Annotated in this window: 23 protein-coding genes; 12 read left to right on the forward strand and 11 right to left on the reverse strand. The window is 70.4% G+C overall.

Going from position 1 to position 22,593, the window contains the following annotated elements:
- Positions 1 to 10 precede the first annotated feature (10 nt).
- The 3 genes from ACQPWU_RS12360 to ACQPWU_RS12370 form a co-directional block, all read right to left on the reverse strand.
- A complete protein-coding gene (locus ACQPWU_RS12360) occupies positions 11 to 1,543 on the reverse strand; it encodes an AbgT family transporter (protein ID WP_433439352.1) in 1,533 nt (510 codons plus the stop codon).
- Positions 1,544 to 1,630: 87 nt separating this feature from the next.
- On the reverse strand, positions 1,631 to 3,061 hold the full coding sequence (locus tag ACQPWU_RS12365) for an ATP-binding protein (RefSeq protein WP_433439355.1): 1,431 nt from the start codon (positions 3,059 to 3,061) through the stop codon (positions 1,631 to 1,633).
- Positions 3,058 to 4,707: an FAD-dependent oxidoreductase gene (locus ACQPWU_RS12370; protein ID WP_433439357.1), complete on the reverse strand. Its 1,650-nt coding sequence runs from the start codon at positions 4,705 to 4,707 to the stop codon at positions 3,058 to 3,060. The genes ACQPWU_RS12365 and ACQPWU_RS12370 overlap by 4 nt, the downstream gene beginning before the upstream one ends.
- Before the next feature lie 79 nt (positions 4,708 to 4,786).
- On the opposite strand from ACQPWU_RS12370, the gene ACQPWU_RS12375 reads away from it, so the two are divergent.
- A complete protein-coding gene (locus ACQPWU_RS12375; protein ID WP_360691995.1) occupies positions 4,787 to 5,359 on the forward strand; it encodes a TetR/AcrR family transcriptional regulator in 573 nt (190 codons plus the stop codon).
- 3 nt (positions 5,360 to 5,362) lie between these two features.
- Here ACQPWU_RS12375 and ACQPWU_RS12380 read toward each other — a convergent pair whose 3' ends face one another.
- The 3 genes from ACQPWU_RS12380 to ACQPWU_RS12390 all read right to left on the reverse strand — a co-directional run bounded on the left by ACQPWU_RS12380 (position 5,363) and on the right by ACQPWU_RS12390 (position 7,952).
- On the reverse strand, positions 5,363 to 6,124 hold the full coding sequence (locus ACQPWU_RS12380) for an SDR family oxidoreductase (RefSeq protein WP_433439361.1): 762 nt from the start codon (positions 6,122 to 6,124) through the stop codon (positions 5,363 to 5,365).
- Positions 6,125 to 6,223: 99 nt separating this feature from the next.
- A complete protein-coding gene (locus ACQPWU_RS12385) occupies positions 6,224 to 7,069 on the reverse strand; it encodes an RNA polymerase sigma-70 factor (protein ID WP_433439363.1) in 846 nt (281 codons plus the stop codon).
- Positions 7,070 to 7,076: 7 nt separating this feature from the next.
- Positions 7,077 to 7,952 (reverse strand): NAD-dependent epimerase/dehydratase family protein, encoded by an 876-nt coding sequence (locus ACQPWU_RS12390; protein WP_433439365.1) that lies wholly within the window; start codon positions 7,950 to 7,952, stop codon positions 7,077 to 7,079.
- A 99-nt stretch (positions 7,953 to 8,051) separates the two neighbouring features.
- On the opposite strand from ACQPWU_RS12390, the gene ACQPWU_RS12395 reads away from it, so the two are divergent.
- Entirely contained in the window at positions 8,052 to 8,726 is a 675-nt protein-coding gene (locus ACQPWU_RS12395; RefSeq protein ID WP_433439367.1) for a ThuA domain-containing protein, read from the forward strand.
- Here ACQPWU_RS12395 and ACQPWU_RS12400 read toward each other — a convergent pair.
- Positions 8,716 to 9,129: a TIGR03668 family PPOX class F420-dependent oxidoreductase gene (locus ACQPWU_RS12400; protein ID WP_433439369.1), complete on the reverse strand. Its 414-nt coding sequence runs from the start codon at positions 9,127 to 9,129 to the stop codon at positions 8,716 to 8,718. The genes ACQPWU_RS12395 and ACQPWU_RS12400 overlap by 11 nt on opposite strands.
- A gap of 76 nt (positions 9,130 to 9,205) precedes the next feature.
- Between ACQPWU_RS12400 and ACQPWU_RS12405 the strand changes: the two genes are divergently transcribed.
- A complete protein-coding gene (locus ACQPWU_RS12405; protein WP_433439372.1) occupies positions 9,206 to 10,093 on the forward strand; it encodes a hypothetical protein in 888 nt (295 codons plus the stop codon).
- Here ACQPWU_RS12405 and ACQPWU_RS12410 read toward each other — a convergent pair.
- Positions 10,090 to 10,710, reverse strand: coding sequence for a MerR family transcriptional regulator (locus ACQPWU_RS12410; RefSeq protein ID WP_433439375.1), 621 nt, complete (start codon positions 10,708 to 10,710; stop codon positions 10,090 to 10,092). The two genes, ACQPWU_RS12405 and ACQPWU_RS12410, sit on opposite strands and share 4 nt — an antisense overlap.
- A gap of 15 nt (positions 10,711 to 10,725) precedes the next feature.
- A complete protein-coding gene (locus ACQPWU_RS12415) occupies positions 10,726 to 11,574 on the reverse strand; it encodes a LysR family transcriptional regulator (RefSeq protein WP_433439377.1) in 849 nt (282 codons plus the stop codon).
- A gap of 247 nt (positions 11,575 to 11,821) precedes the next feature.
- Here ACQPWU_RS12415 and ACQPWU_RS12420 point away from each other — a divergent pair, with 247 nt between their 5' ends.
- Positions 11,822 to 12,892, forward strand: coding sequence for a thiolase C-terminal domain-containing protein (locus ACQPWU_RS12420; protein WP_433439380.1), 1,071 nt, complete (start codon positions 11,822 to 11,824; stop codon positions 12,890 to 12,892).
- A 2-nt stretch (positions 12,893 to 12,894) separates the two neighbouring features.
- Here ACQPWU_RS12420 and ACQPWU_RS12425 read toward each other — a convergent pair whose 3' ends face one another.
- A complete protein-coding gene (locus ACQPWU_RS12425) occupies positions 12,895 to 13,860 on the reverse strand; it encodes an N-acetylglucosamine kinase (RefSeq protein WP_433439383.1) in 966 nt (321 codons plus the stop codon).
- A 60-nt stretch (positions 13,861 to 13,920) separates the two neighbouring features.
- Between ACQPWU_RS12425 and ACQPWU_RS12430 the strand changes: the two genes are divergently transcribed.
- The 6 genes from ACQPWU_RS12430 to ACQPWU_RS12455 all read left to right on the forward strand — a co-directional run bounded on the left by ACQPWU_RS12430 (position 13,921) and on the right by ACQPWU_RS12455 (position 19,949).
- Complete coding sequence (locus tag ACQPWU_RS12430; RefSeq protein WP_433439386.1) at positions 13,921 to 14,790, forward strand: MurR/RpiR family transcriptional regulator; 870 nt, start codon at positions 13,921 to 13,923, stop codon at positions 14,788 to 14,790.
- Positions 14,787 to 15,548: a sugar isomerase domain-containing protein gene (locus ACQPWU_RS12435; RefSeq protein WP_433439388.1), complete on the forward strand. Its 762-nt coding sequence runs from the start codon at positions 14,787 to 14,789 to the stop codon at positions 15,546 to 15,548. Before ACQPWU_RS12430 ends, ACQPWU_RS12435 begins: the two co-directional genes overlap by 4 nt.
- Positions 15,549 to 15,640: 92 nt before the next feature.
- Positions 15,641 to 16,996 (forward strand): cellulose binding domain-containing protein, encoded by a 1,356-nt coding sequence (locus tag ACQPWU_RS12440; RefSeq protein ID WP_433439391.1) that lies wholly within the window; start codon positions 15,641 to 15,643, stop codon positions 16,994 to 16,996.
- An 11-nt stretch (positions 16,997 to 17,007) separates the two neighbouring features.
- A complete protein-coding gene (locus ACQPWU_RS12445) occupies positions 17,008 to 18,255 on the forward strand; it encodes an extracellular solute-binding protein (RefSeq protein ID WP_433439394.1) in 1,248 nt (415 codons plus the stop codon).
- Complete coding sequence (locus tag ACQPWU_RS12450; protein ID WP_433439397.1) at positions 18,256 to 19,134, forward strand: carbohydrate ABC transporter permease; 879 nt, start codon at positions 18,256 to 18,258, stop codon at positions 19,132 to 19,134.
- Positions 19,131 to 19,949, forward strand: a complete 819-nt coding sequence (locus ACQPWU_RS12455; protein ID WP_433439400.1) for a carbohydrate ABC transporter permease — start codon at positions 19,131 to 19,133, stop codon at positions 19,947 to 19,949. The genes ACQPWU_RS12450 and ACQPWU_RS12455 overlap by 4 nt, the downstream gene beginning before the upstream one ends.
- Here ACQPWU_RS12455 and ACQPWU_RS12460 read toward each other — a convergent pair.
- On the reverse strand, positions 19,939 to 20,895 hold the full coding sequence (locus tag ACQPWU_RS12460; protein WP_433439402.1) for an N-acetylglucosamine kinase: 957 nt from the start codon (positions 20,893 to 20,895) through the stop codon (positions 19,939 to 19,941). The two genes, ACQPWU_RS12455 and ACQPWU_RS12460, sit on opposite strands and share 11 nt — an antisense overlap.
- A gap of 79 nt (positions 20,896 to 20,974) precedes the next feature.
- Between ACQPWU_RS12460 and ACQPWU_RS12465 the strand changes: the two genes are divergently transcribed.
- On the forward strand, positions 20,975 to 21,844 hold the full coding sequence (locus ACQPWU_RS12465) for a MurR/RpiR family transcriptional regulator (protein WP_433439404.1): 870 nt from the start codon (positions 20,975 to 20,977) through the stop codon (positions 21,842 to 21,844).
- Positions 21,845 to 22,579, forward strand: a complete 735-nt coding sequence (locus ACQPWU_RS12470; RefSeq protein WP_433439406.1) for a sugar isomerase domain-containing protein — start codon at positions 21,845 to 21,847, stop codon at positions 22,577 to 22,579.
- Positions 22,580 to 22,593: the final 14 nt, after the last annotated feature.

Genomic DNA, 22,593 nt, shown 5'->3' on the forward strand with positions numbered 1-22,593 from the left:
AACCGATGAATCAGCCGGGGCCGAGCGGGATGCCCAGCCACCAGAACACGAAGAACAGCAGAGTCCAGACGACGAGGAGGGTGAGCGAGAGCGGGATGGTCATCGAGGCCAGTGTGCCTATGCCGGCCGCGCGCCGGTAGCGCTGGAGGAAACCGAGCGCCATCACGAAGTACGGGCTCATCGGCGTGATCGCGTTGGTGCACGAGTCGGCGATGCGGTAGAGGGCCTGGGTGATCTCTGGCGGGATGTTCAGCAGCATCAGCATCGGCACGAAGACCGGGCCGACCAGCGCCCACTGCGCCGAGCCGCTGGTGACCACCAGGTTGATCAGGGTGACCACGAGCAGGATGCCCAGGAACACCACGGGTCCGCTCACCCCGGCCGACTTCAGCAGGTCCGCCCCGCCGATCGCGATGATCTCGCCGATGCCGGTCCACTTGAAGTACGCCAGGAACTGCGAGATCGCGAAGAACAGCACGAGGATCGGCGCCATCTCGCGGAGCCCGTGGGCCATGAAGCCCGGGATGTCCCTGCTGCCCGTGACCGTGCCCGCGGCCTTCCCGTACGCCCACCCGGCGGCCAGGAACGCCAGCGCGAGGAAGACCGCGATCGAGGTGAGCAGCGGCGACTGCACGATGCTGCCGCCCTCGCCGCGCAGCGGCGACCCGGCGGGCAGCACGGCCGCCACGACCACGATCACGAACGCCAGGAGCGCGATCAACGCGGCCCGCAGGCCCCGGCGCTCCTCGGCGCTGAGCGCGAGCGAGCCCAGGTCGTCGTCGGGGGCGTCGGGATCGACCGGGATGGACTCGACCCGGCGGGCCAGCACGCGTTCGGTCACGAGCGTGATCGTGCCCGCCAGCACCAGGGAGGAGGCCAGCGAGAAGAAATAGTTGGCCAGCGGCGTGACCGTGTAGGCCGGATCGACGGTGTGCGCGGCGGCCGTGGTCAGCCCTGACAGGATGGCGTCAACCGGGGTGACCAGCGGGCTGGCGTCGTAACCCGCCGAGATCGACACGAACGCCACCACGATGCCCAGGATCGGGCTGCGCCCCACCGCGCGGAAGGCCAGCGCGCCGAGCGGGATGAGCACGACGTACGCGGCGTCGGAGGCCACGTGCGCCACCATGCCGGTGAACGCCAGCGCGAACGTCACCCACTTCGGCGACACCCTCGACACCCCGGACCGCAGCACGGCCGCCAGCAGCCCGGAGCGCTCGGCGACGGCGACGCCGAGCATGACGACCAGGATCGTGCCGAGCGGCGGGAACGTGGTGTAGTTCTCGACCACGTCCTCGACCATCATCCGCACGCCGTCGGCGGACAGCAGGTTCTTGGCCACGACGGTCTTGCCGGAAGCCGGGTTCACCGCCGACACGCCGGCCGCCGACAGACCCCAGCTCACCAGCGCCAGTAACGCGCTCAGGACGATGAACAGCCAGAACGGATGAGGCAGCCTGTTGCCCAGCCGTTCGATCCCGCTCAGCACGCGGAGCAGCGCGTTGAGGGAACGCGAACCCGTCACCGTCTCGGAGGCGCTCACTAGCCCGTCTCCTTTCCCCATATTTCGGTCAACCATTACATGGGGTAAAGGAGGCTCTTGACAAGTGTTCGGTCAAGAGACGGGTGTTCAGGGGATGGGGACGGGCTCCCGGAGTGGCACGCGTACCTCGAACCAGGTCTCGCCCGGAACCGAGCGGACCTTGATCTCCCCTCCGTGCCGTCCGGCCACGATCCGGTAGGAGATGTCGAGGCCGAGACCGGTGCCCTGGCCCACGCTCTTCGTCGTGAAGAACGGCTCGAAGATCCGTTCCTTGATCGCGTCGGGCACGCCCGGTCCGGTGTCGCCGATCTCGACGATCGCCTCGTCCTCGTCGTGGGCGGTACGGATCGTCAGCGTGCCCTCCTCGCCCATCGCGTCGAGCGCGTTGTGGATGAGGTTCGTCCACACCTGGTTGAGCTCGCCCGCGTAGCAGGGGATGAGCGGCAGCGTGCGGTCGTAGTCGGTGACCACGCTGATGCCAGGCGCGATCTTGCCGCGGAAGATCGCGATCGTGCTGTCGAGCAGGTCGTGGACGTCCACCTGCTGGAACGGCGCCCGGTCCATCTGCGAGTACTGCTTGGCCGAGCTGATCAGTGACGTGATGCGCTCGGTGGCCTCGGTCACCTCGTCGAGCATCTGCGAGATCTCGATCGCCTTGGCCAGCCAGCGCAGCGCGGCGGGAGTCTGCTCCTCGCCCACCTTGCCGCGGACCTTCTCCAGCTCCTTGTTCGAGAACCCGGCGTTGACCAGCGCGGGAGCCAGGTCCCACGCGTCCTCGACGCCCAGCTCGTCCAGCGCGTCGCCCAGCTCGTCCTCGGCGTCGGAGATCTCCAGCGGCGAACGCGGCGGCAGCTTGCCCAGATTGCTCGTGCAGGCCTCCTGCCACTCGATCAGCGCGCGCAGCTTCTCCGGCGGGATGCCCTCCTCGGCGAGCGTGGCGAGCTGGAGGCGCGAGATCTTGATCAGCGAGCGCAGCTCGCTCGCCGCGCGCACGGCCGCCGCGGCCGGGTTGTTCAGCTCGTGCGTGAGCCCGGCCGTGATCGTGCCGAGCGCGGTCAGCCGCTGCCGCCGGTCGATGGCCTCGCGCTGGAACCGCCCGCCGGACATCAGGCCGTCGAGCAGGTGCATCGCCATCGGGAACCACTCGGCGACGATGTAGGCGAACTTCTTGGCCGGCAGGAGGAAGATCCGCGACGGCGCGGTGGCCCGCAGCGAGTGCTGGTAGGTCTGCGGCGCGCGGTCGCCGAGGTAGGCGCTGGTGGCGCCGGCGTACACGCCGGGCTGGGAGGTGCGGGGCATCGCGACGGTCCCGGCGCTGACCGTCTCGTTGAGCATCTGCACCTCGCCCTCGATCAGCACCGCGAAGCACTCGGCCGGGTCGCCCTGACGGATGATGAGATCGTCCGCGCCGTACGACTGGACCCTGCCGGCGTTGGCGAGCTTGGTGAGCTGCTCGTCGGTCAGCCGCTCGAAGAGGAAGAGCTTGCGCAGTTCGTCGATGTCGATGGTTGTGCTCATTGCTTCTCCAGGTAGCGATGCACGAGCGCGACGGCCATCGCGCCCTCGCCGACGGCGGAGGCCACTCTCTTGATCGACTCGGCGCGTACGTCGCCCGCGGCCAGCACCCCGGGCACGTTCGTCTCCAGGAAGTAGGGTTCGCGCCGTAGCGGCCAGTTACGCGGCCGCTTCCCGCCCTGCAGCAGGTCGGGACCGGTCAGCACGAAGCCCTTCTCGTCGCGCTCGATCGTCTCGCTCAGCCACGACGTGTACGGCTCGGCGCCGATGAACACGAACAGCCACTGCGCGTCGACCGTACGCGTCTCGCCCTTGGTCGAGAGCGTCAGCCGCTCGAGGTGATCGTCGCCTTCGCCGCCGACGACCTCCGTCTGGAGGTGCACCTCGACGTTGGGGAGCGCGGCTATCTGCTCGATGAGGTAGTGAGACATGGACTTCTCCAAACCATCACTCCTCACCAACAAATGGACCTTGCTCGCGAATCCCGCCAGGTAGACCGCTGCCTGACCGGCCGAGTTGGCCGCGCCCACGATGTGGACCTCGGTGTCCTTGCAGGACGGCGCCTCGGTCAGGGCCGCGCCGTAGAAGACGCCCCGGCCGACGAACTCGTCCAGCCCCGGCGCCTCCAGACGGCGGTAGGTGACGCCGGTCGCCAGGATCACCGCGTGCGCCGCGATCTCCCCGCCGTCCTTGAACCCGATCACCCGCGCCTGGCCGCGCGCCTCCAGGGAGACCACCTTGCGCGCGGTCAGCAGCTCCGCCCCGAACTTCAGCGCCTGCCTGCGCGCCCGGTCGGCGAGCTGCTGCCCCGAGACGCCGTCGGGGAAGCCCAGGTAGTTCTCGATCCTGGAGCTCTGCCCCGCCTGGCCGCCCGAGGAGTAGGCCTCGACCAGTACGGTGTTCAGCCCCTCCGAGGCGCCGTAGACGGCCGCGCCGAGCCCGGCGGGGCCGCCGCCCACCACGATCAGGTCGTAGAAGTCGGTGGCCGGGGTGGTCGACAGGCCCACCGCCATGGCCAGCGTGGCCTGGTCGGGCGACTCCAGCGTGGTGCCCTCGGCGGTCACCACCAGCGGCAGGTGGCAGCCCTCGCCGGCGGCCTTCACCAGCTGCGCGCCCTCCGGGTCCTCCGCCAGCATCCACCGGTACGGCACGTGGTTGCGGGCCAGGAAGTCACGCACCTTGTACGACTGCGCCGACCACCGGTCGCCCACCACCCGCAGCTCGGACTGCTCGACCCGCTCCGTACGCATCCAGGCGTCGAGCTGGCCGTCGATCACCGGGTAGAACTTCTCCTCCGGGGGGTCCCACGGCTTGAGCAGGTAGTGGTCGAGGTCCACCACGTTGATCGCCTGAATGGCGGCGTCGGTGTCGGCGTAGGCCGTGAGCAGCACCCTGCGGGCGTACGGATACATGTCCATGGCGGCCTCGAGGAACTGCACGCCGTTCATCTGCGGCATGCGGTAGTCGGCCAGGATGGCAGCCACGTCGTCGCCCCGCAGCCGCATCTGCTTGACTGCCTCAATGCCTTCCCGGGCCGCCTCGGCGCGGACAATCCGGTATTCCTGGCCATAGCGGCGTCTCAGGTCGCGGGCCACCGCCCGCGAGACGCCCGGGTCGTCGTCCACCGTAACGATGACCGGCTTGTCCATGTCTTCTCCCCACTGGTCCCTAATAGGAAGCATGTCATGCGCGAGGGGGTCAGTGAGCACTCGCTCATATCATGGGCGGATGGGCACACGCGATCGCATCATCGACGCCGCCGAGCAGGCGATTCGGGACTTCGGCATCGCGGGTGCCACCACCAAGCGCATCGCCCATCAGGCCGGCTGCTCGGAGGCGCTGCTCTACAAGCATTTCGCCAGCAAGGAGGCGCTCTTCCTCGCGGTCCTGCTGGAGCGGCTGCCCGCGCTCGCCCCCGCGCTGGCGCGGCTGCGCCTCAGCACCGGGCAGGGCGACCTGGCCGCGAACCTCACCGAGTTCGCGCTGATGGCGGTGGAGTTCTACACCAAGGCCGCGGGCATCGCCTCCGGCGTGCTGGCCGACCCGAAGCTCATGACGGGGTTCAGGGGCATGCTGGCCGAGACCCGCTCGGGCCCGCATCTGCCGATCCAGGCGCTGGCCGAGATCCTGCGGGTCGAGCAGCGCGCCGGCCGGATCGACGAGGCGATGGACGCCGACGCCGCCGCGGCGATGCTGATGGGTGCCTGCTTCCACCGGGCGAACATGTCCTACTTCGTCGAGCTCCCCGAAGCGGACGGGCCCTGGGCCGCCGCGATGGTGCGCACGCTGGTCAGGAAGTGACGCTCAGGCGATGACGCGGCTCTCGCCGCCGTCCACCAGCATCGAGATCCCGTTCACGAACGAGGCCCGCTCGCTGGCCAGGAACGCCACCACGTCCCCCACCTCCTCCGGGGTCCCGACGCGTCCGACCGGCACCGCCTCGGCCCGCTGGGCGAGGCCCTCCTCGCCGCCCGCCAGCTCCCGCAGCCGCTCGGTGTCGATGGGGCCCGGCATCACGTTGTTGACCAGCACACCGTCGCGGGCGACCTCGCGGGCCAGCGTGCGTACGACGCCGGCCACGGCCGAGCGGGTGGCGTTGGACAGCGCCAGGCCGTCGATCGCCTCCCTGGCCGACCTGCTGGTGATCGTGACGATGCGCCCCCAGCCGCGCGAGCGCATGTCGGGCAGGACCGCGTGCATCAGGCGTACGGTGCCGAGCAGGTTGCGCTCGACTGCGACCTCCCAGTCCTCCAGGCTGGCCTGGTCGAAGCGGCCGGCCGGCGGCCCGCCCGAGTTGGCCACCAGGATGTCGATCGGGCCGAGCACGTCGCGCGTCTCCTCGACCACCCGCCGGGCGGCGGCCGGGTCCTCCACGTCGGCCAGCACGGCGTGCACGACCTTGCCGTACTCCTGCAGCTGCACCACCGCGTCCGCGAGCCGCTCCGGGTTGCGGGCGCTGACGCAGACGTCGCAGCCCTCACGCGCGAGGCTCTTGGCGGCCGCGAGCCCGATGCCCGCGCTGCCTCCGGTGATGAGGGCGACCTTGCCCGAGATGCCGAGATCCATAGGGGCGACTATAGATCGTGCGGGCGTGGCTGAGCAGGTCGCCCGGCCGGCGTTCCAGCACCTCGCAGAGCTTGGTCAGGGTGCTGAACCGGATCGGGCTCAGTTCGGGATGACGCGGGTGAGCTTGTCCGGGTTGAGCACGCCGTAGATGCCCGTGATGAGGCCGTCGTGGATGTCGATCAATACCACCTGGCGGTTCTCGCCGACCCGCGTCCACACGGCCGGCTGGCCGTTGACCTCGATCAGCTGGGTGTCCGTGAAGTCGTACCGGCTGAGCAGGCCGTCCAGGAACGCCGCCACCTTGCCGCGCCCGAAGATCGGCCGCAGCGCGGCCCTGACCTTGCCGCCGCCGTCGTTGTAGGCCACGACGTCCTCGTGGAGCAGCTCGGTGAGCGCGGCCAGGTCGCCGCCCGAGGCCGCGTCCATGAACTTCGTCAGCAGCTTGGTGTGGTCCGCCGCTGACGGCTGGAACCTGTCACGCCCCTGGGCGAGCCGCGCGGAGGCGCGGTGGTGCATCTGCCTGGCGTTGGCCACGGAGGTGCCGACGATCCCCGCGATCTCGTCGTACGGGAGCTCGAACGCCTCCCGCAGCACGAACACCGCGCGCTCCGGCGGCGAGAGCCGCTCCATCAGGTGCAGGGTCGCGTACGAGACCGTGTCACGCAGCTCGGCCGTGTCCAGCGGCCCCGCCTCCGACGTCATCACCGGCTCGGGCAGCCACGGCCCGGTGTACGCCTCGCGCCTGACCCGCGCGGAGCGCAGCTGGTCGAGCGCCAGCCGCGAGACCACGGTCAGCAGGAAGGCCCGCGGCTCCCTGATCTCGCTCTGGTCGGTGCCCTCCCACCGCAGCCAGGCCTCCTGGACGACGTCTTCCGCGTCCCACATGCTGCCGAGCAGGCGGTAGGCCAGGCCGAGCAGCATGGGTCGGTACTCCTCGAATTCCACGGCGGCATCATGCCTCGTCGTTGAGGAACGAGGTGTGCCGGGGCCGCCAGTTGAGCTGAAGCCGCGCCCGGCTGTTGTCGGCGCCTCTGAGCCTGGTCATGTACGCCACGCCGAAGGCGCCCACGAGCATCCTGGCCAGGAAGGCGGGCACGTGCTTGGGCTTGGGCGCGCCGAGCTGGGCGGCATACCGCGGCAGCCACTCGGCCATCCTCACCGGCGTGTCGTCCACGATGTTCAGCACACCCGAGACGTTCCGGTCGAGCGCCGAGACCACGGCCGTGGCGGCGTCGTGAGAGTCGGTGAACGACAGGACAGAGCCGCCGTCGCCGACGATCGGCAGCTTGCCCGCGAGCACCGACTGCGTGGTGGAGCCGTCCTTGGCATAGACGGAGCCGGGCCCGGTGAGGTGCCCGAACCGCAGCACCAGCCCGCCCACCTCGGTGACCTGCCGTTCCAGTGAGTCGAGCGCCGCCACGACCGGCGTGTACACCTTGGGAGCGTCGTGCCACAGCGGAGCGTCCTCGTCCGCCAGTCCGGGCGCCGGCTGGTAGGCGTAGGCCAGCCCCTGGGCGACGAACCTGGCGTCCGGCGCCGCCTCGATGAGGTTCCTCGTGCCCTCGGTCCGCAGCCGGTTCGTCAGGGCGAACTCCTGATCCATCTTGCGCGGGTCGATGGCCTGGGGGATGGCCGTCAGCAGGTGCACCACCGCGTCCGGCGCGACCCGCCGCACCGCCTTCACGGTCGCATCGCGGTCCAGCGCGTCCACGGCGACGTCCGCGCCCGGCGACCTGGACAGCGTCACGACCTCATGCCCCACCGCCTTGAGCAGCGGGACCAGCTGGCGGCCGATCACACCCGTGGCTCCCGCGACCAGAACTTTCATGACCTTCTCCTTCCGCATACGCGGACAGGACGGGGCAGCCTTGCGAGATGTGACAGTTCCCGGCTGGAAATGCCGCGGTAAGCATGATGAGCTTGGGAAGTGGCGAGAAATCTGATCCTGTCAGGAGGACTGTTCCACGACTTCGCCGCCACGTCGGCCGCGCTCGCTGAGGCGCTCGCCGAGGTGGGGGTCGAGTCGGAGATCACCGAGGACATCGCGGGCGCGCTGAGCGAGCCGTCGGAGGTCCAGCTCATCACGGTCAACGCACTGCGCTGGCAGATGACCCAGGACCGCTTCGCCGACCTGCGTGACGAGTGGCGCTTCACGTTACCGGCCGAAGCCCAGACCACGCTCCTCGACCACCTCGAGCGGGGCGGCGGGCTGCTGTGCATGCACTCGGCGTCGATCTGCTTCGACGACTGGCAGGGCTGGCCGCGCGTCCTGGGCGGCTGCTGGACCTGGCCCAAGTCCCACCACCCGCCGCTGGGGTGGACAGGGGTGCGGGTGCACGGCGGACACCCGGTGGTGGACGGCCTGCGGGACTTCGACGTGGTGGACGAGGTCTACAGCGACCTCGACATCCTGCCCGACGTCCGGCCGCTGGCGTCGTCGAACGGCCAGCCGCTGATCTGGGCGCGGCCGGTGCGCCGGGGCCGGGTGTTCTACGACGCCCTGGGGCACGACACCCGGTCGTACGAGAACGAGGTGCACAGGACGCTGCTCCAGCGGGCCGCATTGTGGCTGCTGAAGCGGCCCGTCACCATCACGGAGTGAAGGACCAGCCGGTCCAGCGGGTGACGTCCACGAGGATGACCGGGCCGTCGGGCCGGTGTTCGCGATACTGGCCGTACTTGGCCGCCAGTGCGTCGATCGCCGGCTCGCGTTGCGGTCCTTCCTCCACGACCCTGGCCTGGCCGTCGGCGCGCGCCCACCACAGCCGTGTCCAGTCGTCCTCGTAGTGGTCGGCCAGCAGGCTGACCCGCGGGTTCTCCCGGATGTTGCGAAGGCGTCTCAGGTCGGTGGTGGTCTTCGGCTTGTGGTCGATCGCGGTCACCACGCGGTCCGCGACGACGGCGAAGGTGACGGGTACCAGGTGAGGGGTGCCGTCGCCGCTGACCGTGGCCAGCCGTGCCACCCGCTCCCCCCGGAATCTCGCGCGGGCCCGCTCGCCGTCCATCCCCTCATTCTGCTGGCCGGAGAAGGCGTCCGGAACTTACAAGACCGCATGTCGTCTGCCTGGGCAGGATGAGCGCATGAACGTGAACACTGCCGCGATCCCCGGTTTCCTGGCCGGGCACGCACGTGTACTGGACCGCCGTCGCTACGACCTGTTCATGGGCGACGGTGACGCGGCCTCCGTGCTGGCCGCCCTGGACGCCTACCGCAACCCCGACGGCGGCTACGGCTGGGGACTGGAGGCGGACCTGCGCTCACCGGAGAGCCAGCCAGGAGCCGCGCTGCACGCCTTCGAGGTGTTCGAGAACGTCGCCCCCACGACCGCGCCGCAGGCCGTGGCGCTGTGCGACTGGCTGGAGTCGGTCACGCTGCCCGACGGCGGACTGCCGTTCACGCTGCCGCTCACGGTCGCCGAGGCCACCGCTCCTTGGTGGGCGAGCGGCGACCCGGCCACCTCCTCCCTGCAGATCACCTCGATCTCCGCGGCCTCCGCCCACCGCGTCGCCGTCCACGACCCGGCCGTGGCCGGGCATCCGTGGCTGGAGCGGGCCACGCGCTACTGCCTCGACGCGATCCAGGCGCTCGACGAGAGGCCGCACGCGTACGTGCTGCTGTTCGCCGTGCAGTTCCTCGACACCGTGTATGACAGCCGGCCAAGGGCGGCCGACCTGCTCAAACGGCTCAGCGCCCGCATTCCCGCGGACGGGCGGGTGCCCGTCGAGGGCGGCACCGAGAACGAGGCCCTGCGTCCGCTGGACTTCGCGCCCCACCCGGGCCGCCCGGTCCGAGACCTGTTCGAGCCCGAGGTGATCGCCGCCGACCTGGTCCGGCTGGCGGGGGAGCAGCAGGACGACGGCGGCTGGAGCGTGGACTACGCGCGCATCTCACCCGTCGGGGCGCTCGACTGGCGCGGGGCCGCCACCGTGCACGCCGTGGAGGTGCTGCGCGCGAACGGCCTGATCTAGGGGGACAGGCGGCCGGCCGACTCCGACTCCTGGGCCATGCGGCGCAGCGCGTCGAACGCCTTGCCGTACAGGACGGTGCCGAGCACCAGGGCCTCCACGGCGGCGTCGCGCGGGCCGTCGAACGGGATCTTGTCCATCTCGACCTCGGACACCAGCTTCCGCGCGGCCTCGACGTACGGCGTCAGGTCGATGGGCAGGCCGAGCTGGCGCATTTTGACGAGCGTCTGGGCCAGCTCGTCGCGGGTCGGGGCGCGCGGGTCGATGGCCCAGCCCAGATCGGCGATGAGGCGGTCCACCTGGTCGCGGGCGATCTGCCAGTCCTCGCCGGGCTCGGGCTCGACGGCGGGACTCAGGGCGTAATGGGCCGTGCCCAGCATCAGGTGCACGGGGAGGGACTCGTCCTCGACCGCCGCGATGACCTTCTTGATCGAGGCCACGGGGAGCCTGCCGACCTCGAGCATGGCCCGGATCAGGCGGAGTCTGCGCAGGTGGGACTCGTCGTACTCGGCTCTGGTCGCGGCCGTCTGCTGCCCTTGGTGCAGCAGGCCCTCGCGTAGGTAGTACTTGATCGTCGGGATGGCGACACCGGACTTGGCGCTGAGTTCGGAGATGCGCATCGATAGATAATAGCGCTATCCAGATCGGGCGAGGTGGCGGGCTGCGCTGAGGAGCTCGTGCACGTCGGTCTGGCGGTTCCAGAGGAAGACCACTTCGAGTGGCGGTACGTCCTCTTTTATCGTGATAAATGAGAGTGCCTCGGGGATTGTGGTGCCCTCATGGACGCACAGGGCATAGCCTGCGCCCTCCTCCACCATGTTGATGACCAGGTCGTGCGTGGCCGCGGACGGACCGAGGCGGGGGTGGAGGCGGTGCCGTACGAATCCCTCCAGGAAGCGGCGGGCCCCGGCCACCGCGTCCGACTCCGGCATGACGAGCGGCTCGGCCGCCAGGTCCGACAGCGACAGCGCCTCGTGTGCGGCCAGGGGGTGGTCGCGGTGAAGCAGCGCGCGCACCGGGAAACGGTGGACCAGCATGCGAGCCACGCCCCTGGGCAGCGAGCCCGGCGCGTAGCCGAGCCCGGCCTGCAGGGTGCCGTCCGCGATGGAGACGATCTGCTCGGCCGTCCCCATGGGCGCCACCCGCAGGTTCGAGGTCTGGAGCTGGGAGAGCAGCCGGGCCACCACGTCCGCCAGCCCGTCGGCCACGCCCAGGCGGGCGCTCTGGGCCGTGCACCTCGCGGCGGCCACGGCCCGGTCGAAGGCCTCGACCGCGACGGTGGCCTGCGCCAGGAACGCCTCGCCCGCCTCCGTGAGCTGGACGCCGCTCGATGAGCGGCTGAACAACTCGACCCCGATCTCCTTCTCCAGCGCCCTGAGCTGCTCCGACAGCGTCGGTTGCGCGATATGCAGCGCGGCGGCGGCCCGGCGCAGACTGCCTGCCCGCGCGATCGCCATCGCGTACCGGACGTAGCGTAGATCCATCCCTCACCTCGGCGTGATGATGGGCTATCGGTTGATCACACTTCCGTATTACAAGAGGGTCTGGCTCTGGTGAAGATACTCAGTTATCCGCTGATGGCCATATTTATGGATGAATCGCCGTAGTGCACCTCGTCGGCGCACCGGCCTCCACCGGGGAGGTCTCGTCGTTGCCGAGCAAGCGCTTGCCTAAGCTGGTGGTGCGGGCTAGCGTGGCGGCACCGGGTCTGCAAGAGGGGCGGAGGCGGGGATGCAGCCGTTCGCGGGGCGGGCGGCCGTGGCTGGGATCGGGATGACGGCCCTGACCAGGGAGTCCGGGCGTGCCGAGCTGGAGCTGGCGGTCGAGGCGTGCCGGGCGGCCTGTGGGGACGCCGGAATCGGGCCGCGTGACGTGGACGCGGTGCTCAGCTACCACATGAACGACTCCGTGCCCGCCGTACAGGTGGCGCGGGCTCTGGGGATCGAGCGGCTCGGCTGGCACAACGACATCGCGGGAGGGGGCACGCAGGCGGCGTCGATACTGGGCGACGCGGCGATGCTGATACACGCCGGGTTAGCGCGAAATATCGTGATATTTCGTGCGCTCAACGGCCGCTCCGGCAAGCGCATGAACACCGTCTCCACCGGCCCCCAGGAGCGCTTCACGTACGGGCTGGCGGGCCCGATCCCGCTGTTCGCCCTGGCCGCGACCCGCTACCTGCACGACACGGGCCTCACCCCCGAGCACCTGCACGCCGTCGTCGCCCAGTCCAGGGAGAACGCCAAGAGCAACCCCCGGGCCCTGCGCCGCGAGCCGCTCGAACTCGCGGACTACCTCGCCAAGCCGTACGTCTGCACCCCGCTCCGCACGGCGGACTGCTGCCAGGAGACCGACGGGGCCTGCGCCCTGCTGGTCAGCGGCGTCCTCGACGGGCCACGCGTCCAGGCGGTCGTGCGCGGGGGAGGCCCCGGCTGCTCCTCGATGGACCGCGCGCCGGACGTCACCGCGATCTTCTCGGCGTACGTGGCGCCCATGCTCTGGGAGGCGTCCGGCATGCGGCCGTCGGATGTGGACGTGGCGCTGCCGTACGACGCGTACTCGTGGCTCGTGCCCCGGCAGCTGGAGGACTTCGGGCTGGTCGGGCGCGGGGACCTGGGCGCGTACCTGCTGGAGCGCCGCCACGCCTGGGTGAACCCGCACGGAGGGCTTCTTTCCGAGGGGTACGTGCACGGCCTGAACAACGTGGCCCAGGCCGTGCGTGAGCTGCGGAACGGGCGCGAAGTGGCGCTGGTGACGGGCTTCGGCGGCAGCTACGGAAGCGCCGCCCTGCTCACACGGTGAAGTCATCCGGCCGTCGCGACGAAGCGATGGTGTGTGCGGGCGGCCCGGTCATGCCCGAGCAGCGGCCGGGCCGCCAGCCATGCCGCCGCGCCTGCCGCGTCCCCGGCCGTGGCAGCGCCCGCCAGGAGGCCCTGGACCGCTCGCTTCACGGGGCCATCCGACGTGAGCACGCTGCCCGCGAGCACGATGGGCAGGCCGGGCTCGTGCACCTGGGCGGCGGTGCTCGCGAGCCGCGACGCGGCCTCGGTGACGAGGGACTCCGCGACCTGGTCGCCTGCCTCGGCGGCCCGGCTGACGAGGGGCGCCAGCTCGGCGAGCGCGAGCGGCGGCCGCGCGTGCACCGCCGCCGCCAGCTGCGCGACCGGATCCTCGCCCACGCCTTCGGGCAGCAGGTGCCGGACGACGAGCGCCACCAGCGACCCGCCCCCGCGATCAACAGAGGGTGCGGCGCGTGGGTCCGGTGTGGCGAGGGCGCGGACGGTGGCGCGGGCGGCGGCGTGGCCGAGCCAGAAGCCCGACCCCTCGTCCCCGAGCAGCCACCCGTACCCGTCGGCGGTCGCCGTCTGCTCGTGGTTGGTAATTTTTGCCGCGATCGCCCCCGTCCCCGAGATCAGCACGGTGCCCGACGGCGCGGAGGTGCCGGCGGCGAAGGCGGTCACGATGTCCCCGGCGACCCGCACCGGCGGGCTCTGGGGCAGGAGCGGGCGGAGGACGCGCTCGGCCAGCGACCGGCACGACCCGGGATTGCCCGCCAGCCCGACGACCACCGCACTGACGTGCGATAACGAGGATGAATGGGCGGCCTCCCGGATGGCGGCGGTCAAGTTCGCGGTGGCGCGGTCCATGCCGAGCGTCACCGGATTGGCCCCGGCCGCGTGCCCCCGCCCGACCAGCGCTCCGTCCACCGTGAACAGCGCGGCCCGCGACGAGGTGCCGCCGGCGTCGACGCCGAGAACAAGCTGCCGCATGTCAAAAATTATTGCCCTTAAGCCTTGACGGCACCAGAGTCTGAGCATAATTTTCACCGCGTGGAACTACTCAACCGCATCCAGGCCGAGCAGCACGACATGCCCGAGGCGCTGCGCAAGGTGGCCGAGGCGATCCTGGCCGCCCCGGCCGAGGCTGCCCGGCTGACCATCGTCGACCTGGCCGAGCGGAGTGGGACGTCCACGGCGACCATCACGCGCTTCTGCCGCGCCCTCGGTTTCACCGGGTACGCCGAGCTGCGCGTGGCCGTCGCCACCGAGACCGGACGCAAGGCCCAGCAGACCTGGCACACCGACATCGGCCAGGAGATCCTCCCCGACGACAGCCTCGACAAGGTGCTCGGCGTCGTGTCCGGCAACGACATCCGCCTGATCCAGGAGACCGCCGACCAGCTGGACTTGGCCGTGGTCGAGAAGGTGGCCCAGGCGGTGGCCAGGGCCGGGCGGGTGCTGCTGTTCGGCGTGTCGAGCAGCGCGGCCGTGGCGAGCGAGATGGAGTACCGGCTGCAGCGCATGCGCGTACCGACCTGGAGCAGGTCTGACGCCCACAGCGCGCTGACGGACGCCGCGCTGCTCGGACAGGGCGACGTGGCGATCGGGATCTCGCACAGCGGCCGGACGCGCGAGGTCATCGAGGTGCTCGCGGAGGCGGGCAGCCACGGCGCGATCACCGTGGCCGTCACCTCGCAGCCGCGCTCGCCGCTGGCCGAGGTGGCCGAGCTGGTGCTGACCACGGCCAGTCGCGCGACGAGCTTCAGGTCGGAGGGGTTCGCCGCGATCCACTCGCAGCTGGTGGTGCTCGACGTGGTCTACGTCTCGGTGGCCCAACGTACGTACGAGCGCACCAAGCAGGCATTCGACGTGACCGTCCGGGCGGTAGCCGGACATCGCCTTCCAGAAGGAGATATATGACGATAGATCCGGCAACTTTCGCTGAGCACATCGCCGACCTCGTCCGGACCATCCCGGAGGACCCGGAGATCTCCCGAGCCGCCGGCCTCTTCACCAAGGCGCTGACCGGAGGCGGCGTCATCCAGGCGTTCGGCTCCGGCCACTCCGAGGCCGTCGCGATGGAGATCGCCGGCCGCGCGGGCGGCCTGGTGCCCACCAACAAGCTCGCGCTCAGGGACATCGTCCTGTACGGCGACGCCCCCCGCTCCGAGCTGGAGCGGTACGACCTCGAACGCGACCCGTCCATCGCCCGCACCATCCTCGACCTGGCGCCCGTCCACCCCGGCGACCTGTTCGTCATCATCTCCAACTCGGGCGTCAACGGCGTGGTCGTCGAGCTGGCCACGCTCGTCAAGCAGCGCGGTCACGACCTGATCGCGATCACCTCGCGCGCCCACAGCGGAGCCGTCGCGTCCCGCCACCCCTCGGGCCGCAAGCTCATCGACCTGGCCGACGTCGTCCTGGACAACCGCGCACCCTACGGCGACGCCGTGCTTCCTCTGCCCGAAGGAGGCGCCACCGCGCCCACCTCCATCGGAGCCGTCTCCACCATTACCTCGGCGCTGCTGGCCCAGCTCGTCGTGGCCCAGACCGTACGCAACCTGCTCGAAGCGGGTGAGGTGCCGCCGGTCTACCTCTCGGCCAACGTCCCCGAGGGCGACGCGCACAACCTCAAGCTGGAGGCGCTGTACGCCGGTCGCATCCGGCGCGGTGCCTGATCACGACACCAGAGTCCTCCGCCACGAGCCGCCACGAGCTCTGTTCGGCATGCACGAAATTCGGGAGCCGCACACAGCAAGGAGAACCCCCCATGTACCGAAATATCGGAAAAGTAGTCCTCTCCTTAGCCATCCCCCTCGTCCTCGTCGTCGTGGCCCTGGTCGCCCCGGCCAGCGCCCAGCAGTCCGTACGCCTCCAGTACCGCACCAGCGCCCCAGGCGCCACCACCGCCCAGGCCGAGCCCTGGTTCCAGCTCTTCAACGACGGCACCACCACGATCCCGCTCAACCAGGTCAAGATCCGCTACTACCTGACCGGCACGGAGACGTACCGCTTCGCCTGCTCCTGGGCCGTGGTGGGCTGCTCGACGGTGACCGGGCAGTTCGTCCGCCAGTCGGGCGCCGACCAGTACCTCGAGGTCGGCTTCACCTCCGGCGGCCTGGCCCCCGGCGCGAACACCGGCGACATGCAGCTGCGCTTCTACCGCGCGGACTGGCAGACGTTCACGCAGAGCGACGACTACTCCTACGGGTCCAACACGGCCTACACGAACTGGGACAAGGTCACCGTCCACGTCAACGGCCAGCTGGCGTGGGGCCGGCCGAACGGCACCGAGCCCACCCCCACCGTCACGCCCACGGTCCCCCCGACGGGCTCGGCGGGCGTGCTGTTCGACGACTTCACGTACTCGGGATCGAGCGACCCGCTCCTCACCCAGCGCGGCTGGACGGTGCGCTCCAGCTCCGGAGGCCCCGGCGTGCCCGGCGCCACCTGGTCGCCGTCGGCGGTCTCGTTCCCCGGCGGCGTGCTGACGCTCGACTCCTCGACGAACGGCACCGCCGCCGGCACTGTGCAGACCGAGGTGTCCACCGCCAACCGCAAGTTCTTCGAGGGCACCTACGCCGCCCGCGTCCGCTTCAGCGACGCCCCGACCGGCGGCCCTGATGGCGAGCACGTGGTGCAGACGTTCTTCACCATCACCCCGCTCCGCTACAACCTGGACCCCGACTACGGCGAGCTCGATTTCGAGTACCTGCCGAACGGCGGCTGGGGCGAGCCGTCCGACATCCTCTACACCACCAGCTGGGAGACCTACCAGGCCGACCCCTGGCAGGCCGTGAACACCCACACCGAGGAGCGCGCGAGCTTCGCCGGCTGGCATGACCTCGTGATCCAGGTCTCCGGCGGTCGCATCAAGTACTACGTGGACGGCCGCCTGTTCGCCGACCACGGCGACATCTACTACCCCGAGACGCCGATGTGGATCATGTTCAACCAGTGGTTCATCGATCTCCAGGGCGCCACCGGGACGCGTACGTACCGGCAGCAGGTGGACTGGCTCTACTACAGCAAGAACGAGGTCGTCTCGCCCGCCGACGTCACCACCCGCGTCGCCTCCCTGCGCGCCGCCGGGACCTCCTTCAGGGACACCGTCCCCAACCCGTGACAAGGATCGCCATGAAGAACCGCATCCTGGCCTTGGCGGCCGTATTCGCGGTTGCCGCGTGCGGCACTGCCGAGGAGCCCAAGGCGGCCGCGGGTCCCGCCAAACTGATCGTCTGGATCATGGACGGCAGCGTCACGCAGGACCTGCTGAAGAAGTTCGAGACCGAGTACGAGGCCGCGCACAAGGGCGTGGACCTCGACATCCAGATCCAGGCGTGGGACGGCATCGGTGAGCGCGTCACCGCGGCCCTGGCCAGCACCGACGCCCCCGACGTGATCGAGGTGGGCAACACCCAGGTCGCGCAGTACTCGGCCAGCGGCGGCGTCACGGACCTGACCGCCAAGGTCGCCGAGCTCAAGGGCGAGGACTGGCTGCCGGGCCTGGCCCAGCCGGGCAAGATCGACGGCAAGCAGTACGGGATCCCGTGGTACGCCGCCAACCGCGTGGTCGTCTACAACAAGGACCTGTTCGCCAAGGCAGGCATCAAGGAGCCGCCGAAAACTCAGGACGAATGGCTAAATATCACCGCAAAGCTAAATAAAGACGGAAATCAGGGCATCTATCTGACCGGCCAGACCTGGTACGCCCTGGCCGGCTTCATCTGGGACGAGGGCGGCGACCTGGCCGTCCAGGAGGGCGGCAAGTGGAAGGGCGCCCTCGACACCCCGCAGGCCCTGGCCGGCATGGACTTCTACAAGCGCCTCCAGGCCCTCGGCAAAGGCCCCAAGGACGCCGACGAGGCCAACCCGCCCCAGCACGAGGTGTTCGCCCAGGGCAAGGTCGCGCAGATCATCGCCGTGCCCGGCATCGCCGCCCGCGTCCTGGAGGTGGACGACAAGCTGAAGGGCAAGATGGGCTTCTTCCCCATCCCGGGTAAGACGGCCGACAAGCCCGGCACCGTCTTCACCGGCGGCTCCGACCTGATCATCCCGGTCGCGTCCAAGAACCAGGAGGCGGCGTACGAGCTGGTCAGGTCCCTGGCCGGTGAGCAGTTCCAGACCGAGCTGGCCAAGGCGATGAGTTTCGTGCCGAACCGCACCTCGCTGGCCGGCGTGCTGTCCGGCGACGAGGGCACCGCGGCCATGGCGAAGAGCGCCGCGGGCGGCCGCGCCACCCCGAACACCCCCAACTGGGCCGCCGTCGAGGCCACCTCCGTGATCAAGCAGTACATGACCGCCGTGCTCACCGGAGCCGATCCCGCGACGGAGGCGAAGAAGGTCTCGGAGTCCATCACCACGACCCTGAACAGCGGATCCTGAATGCGTGCCAGGAGCCTGTGGCCCTACCTGCTCATCGCGCCCACGGTGGCGGGCGGGGCCTTCCTCCTGCTCTACCCGCTGCTCAAGGCGGCGGTGATCTCCTTCCAGCACTTCCGCATGGGGGAGCTGATCAAGGGCGGCGCGGCCTTCGCGGGCCTGGACAACTACGCCGAGCTGCTGTCCGGCGCGGAGTTCTGGCGGGTGCTGTGGCGCACGCTGGGGTGGACCGCGATCAACGTGGTGCTGATCGTGGTCCTGTCCACGGGCGTGGCGCTGATGCTCGTCCGCCTGCGCCGCGGCCTGCGACTGGCCCTGATGAGCGCCCTCGCCCTGGCCTGGGCCACCCCGATCATCGCGGCCACGACGGTCTTCCAGTGGCTGTTCCAGTCGGAGCTCGGCGTGGTGAACTGGCTGCTGGTCACCCTCGGGCTCGACTCCTTCCGGGGCTACACGTGGTTCGCCGACGGCACGGCCACGTTCGCCGTGCTCGTGGTCCTCGTCGTTTGGCAGTCGGTGCCGTTCGCGGCGCTCACCCTCTACGCCGGGCTGACCACCATCCCGGCGGAGCTGTACGAGTCCGCCCGGATCGACGGCGGCACCGGCTGGCAGGTGTTCTGGAAGGTCACGCTGCCGATTCTGCGGCAGCTGTTCGCCCTGGTCGCCTCGCTGGAGGTGATCTGGGTGGCCAAGTGCTTCCCGCAGATCTGGGTGCTCAGCGAGGGTGGCCCGGACGGCGCGACGACCACCCTTCCGGTGTACGCGTTCAAGATCGCCCGGGTGCTGCACCGGTACGACCTGGGCTCGGCGGTCGCCATGCTCACGGTCGTCATCCTCGCGGTCGCCCTGGTCAGCAACCTGCGAAGGATGGTCCGCCAGTGAAGAGGCTGACGCTCAACGCGGCCGCGGTCGTCGTGCTCGTGGTGACGATCTTCCCGGTCTACTGGATGTTCCTGACCGCGTTCAAGCCGACCAGGGACATCCAGGCGGCCACGCCGTTGTTCTGGCCGGCGCACCCGACGCTGGAGCACTTCGTGACGGCGGTGAACGCGCCGGGGTTCTGGACCTACTGGCGCAACAGCCTCGTCGTCACCGTGGCCGCGGTGCTGGTCGCGCTGGTGGTGTCGCTGCTGGCGGCGTTCGCGGTGGCCAGGATGCGCTGGCGGGGGAGAGGGGCGTTCGTGGTGGCGGTGTTCGCGGCGCAGATGGCGCCATGGGAGGCGCTGCTGGTGCCGGTGTTCATCATCGCCAGGGACACCGGGCTGCTGGACTCGCTGGCCATGCTGAGCGGTGTCTACTTCATGATCACGCTGCCGTTCACGATCGTGACGCTGCGCGGGTTCCTGGCGGCGATCCCGCCGGAGCTGGAGGAGGCGGCGCAGGTGGACGGGTGCAGCCGGCTGGTCGCCTTCCGGCGGGTGGTGTTCCCGCTGCTGGCGCCCGGGCTGATGGCGACGTCGCTGTTCGGGTTCATCACGGCGTGGAACGAGTTCGCGTTCGTGAACGTGCTGATCATCAAGGACCAGGACAAGCGCACGCTGCCGGTGTGGTTGTCGTCGTTCCGCGACGTCTTCGGCACGGACTGGGGCGCCACGATGGCGGCCGCCAGCCTGTTCGCGCTGCCCGCGCTGCTGCTCTTCCTGTTTCTGCAGCGCCGCATGGGCACCGGAATGACGGCGGGAGCCGTCAAGGGCTGACGGCGGTGAACGCCGCGTGCAGTGCCTTCGCGTCCGCCTCCGGGAGCAGGGGGCGGGCCGCCAGCCAGGCCGCCGCGCCCGCCGCGTCGCCCGCCGTCGTGACGTTCTTGTCCGCCAGCCGCTCCACCACCGCCCGCCGTACCGGACCGTCGCTGGTCAGCACGCTCCCGGCGAGCACCACGGGCCCGGACACGTGCACCCGCCCGAGTGTGGCGACCAGATGGCCGGCGGCCTCTTGTGTGATCTTCAGTGCCGTCTCGTCGCCTGCCGCGGCGGCCCGGCTGACCAGCGAGGACAGCGCGGCCAGGCGCATGTGGTCGGCCTGCGCCAGCCGTACGATGCGGTCGGCGGCGGCACGCGACGAGGGGGGCCGCTCGTCGCCGAGGAAGTGCTCCACCACGAGCTCGGCCAGCTCGCCGCCACCGCTGGGAGGCGCGCCCCGGTCCAGGGCGCCGACCACGGCCTTGACGGCCCGGCGCCCGATCCAGAAGCCCGAGCCCTCATCGCCCAGCAGCCAGCCCAGCCCGTCGGCGAGGGCGTCGACCTTGAAGCCTGCGATCCTGGCCGCCACTGCGCCCGTTCCCGACAGCAGCAGCGAGCCGTCGGGCTCCGCGGAGCCCGCGGCGTAGGCGATCGGCACGTCGCCCATGTAACGGGGCCCCTCGGCGATGCCGTGGCCGGCCCAGACCTTCGCCAGCTCGGGCACCATCTCGTGCACATGCCCGGCGATCCCGGCCAGCGAGCCGGCGACCCGCCCTCCGTCGTGCGTCCCGAGTGCCTCCCCGAGCGCGGCCGCGACGGCCGCCACCGCCTTGCCCAGCCCGTGAGCAGTCGGATTGCCCGCTCCGGCCCGGGCGTAGCCGACCCTGGTGCCGTCGAGCGCGTGGACGGCGACCCGCGTGGACGTGGCTCCTGCGTCGACACCGACCACTAGCGATTCAGTCACGGTCCGAGTCTGGGGGTTGACGTGGACCGGAAGCAAGAATAATTTTCGCCAGAAGACCGGGTATTCGGAAGGAATATTCGTGACTTCAGGAGCGCTGGGGCGCGTCGAAACAGAACTACCCGGTTTGCCGGAGGCGTTGCGCAGGGTCGGCGAGGTGATTCTCGGCGATCCGGCCGAGGCCGCGCGCTCGACCATCATCGCGCTGGCCGAGCGGGCGGGCAGCTCGCCCGCGACCGTGACCAGGTTCTGCCGGGCGTTCGGCTTCTCCGGGTACGCCGAGCTGCGCGTCGCCCTCGCCACCGAGACCGGCAGGGCCGCGCAGGCGGGCTGGGGCGCGGGCGTCGGCCACGAGATCGGACCGGACGACCCGCTCGACGCGGCCATCGAGGTCATGGCCGCCGCCGACACCAGGCTCATCCAGGACACCGCCGCGCAGCTCGACCTCGACGTCGTCGCCAAGGTGGCCGACGCGATCGTGGCCGCGCCGCGTGTCCTCCTCGTCGGCGTCTCCACCAGCGGTAACGTCGCCACCATGCTGGAAGGCCGGCTGCGCCGCATCGGCATCCCCGGTTGGAGCGCCGGAGACGCGCACGTGGCCCTGTCGGAGGCGGCGCTGCTCAAGGAGGGCGACGTGGCCATCGGCATCAGCCACAGGGGCCGCACCCGCGAGGTCATGGAGGCGCTGGCGGAGGCGGGCAGCCACGGCGCGCTGACGGTCGCGGTCACCTCCTTCGCCCGCTCACCGCTGGCGGAGCTGGCCGACCTGGTGCTGACCACCGCCAGCAGGGAGACAACGTTCAGGCTCGGCGGGCTGGCCGCCGTCCATTCGCAGCTGTTCGTGCTGGACGCCGTGTACGTGGCGGTGGCCCAACAGACCTACGAACGCACCAACGAGGCGTTCGAGCGCACGATCAGCGCAGTGGAGAGCCATCGGGTGGAGAGAGGCTGAATGACGTACGCATCCAAGGTCCTCGAGCTGGCACACCAGGTCGCGCAGAGCCAGGCCGAGCCGGTGAAGCAGGCCGCGGCGCTGGTGGTGGCCTCGATCCGGGCGGGCGGCGTGGTCAACGCGTTCGGGTCGGGACATTCCGAGGCCATCGCGATGGAGATCGCCGGACGGGCCGGTGGCCTCGTCCCCAGCAACCGCCTCACGCCCAGGGACCTCGTCCTGTACGGGGGCCGCCCGGCGAGCGTGCTGACCCCCGAGCTGGAGCGCGACCCGGCCATCGCGCACGAGATCTACGACCTGGCGCCGGTGGAGCCGCAGGACGTGTTCGTGCTGATCTCCAGCTCCGGGGTGAACGGCGCGGTCGTCGAGCTGGCCACGCTCGTCAAGGAGCGCGGACACCCGCTGATCGCGCTGACCTCGGTCAAGCACAGCACCCAGATGACCTCGCGCCACCCGTCGGGCCGCAAGCTGCTCGACCTGGCCGACGTCGTGCTGGACAACGGCGCGCCGTACGGCGACGCCCTCCTCGAGCTGCCCGGCGGCGGCACCTACGGCGCGGTGTCCACGGTCACCTCGGCGCTGCTCGCGCAGATGGTGGTCACCGAAGCGGTGGACGAGCTCGTGGCCACGGGGGAGACGCCTCCCATCTACCTGTCCGCCAACGTGACCGGCGGCGACGAGCACAACAGGGCCCTGGAGAGCCGCTACGCAGGACGTATCCGACGCGGATCATAAACAGTCAGGAGCAG

Source organism: Nonomuraea sp. CA-141351 (genome assembly GCF_050944675.1).
GTDB lineage: Bacteria > Actinomycetota > Actinomycetes > Streptosporangiales > Streptosporangiaceae > Nonomuraea.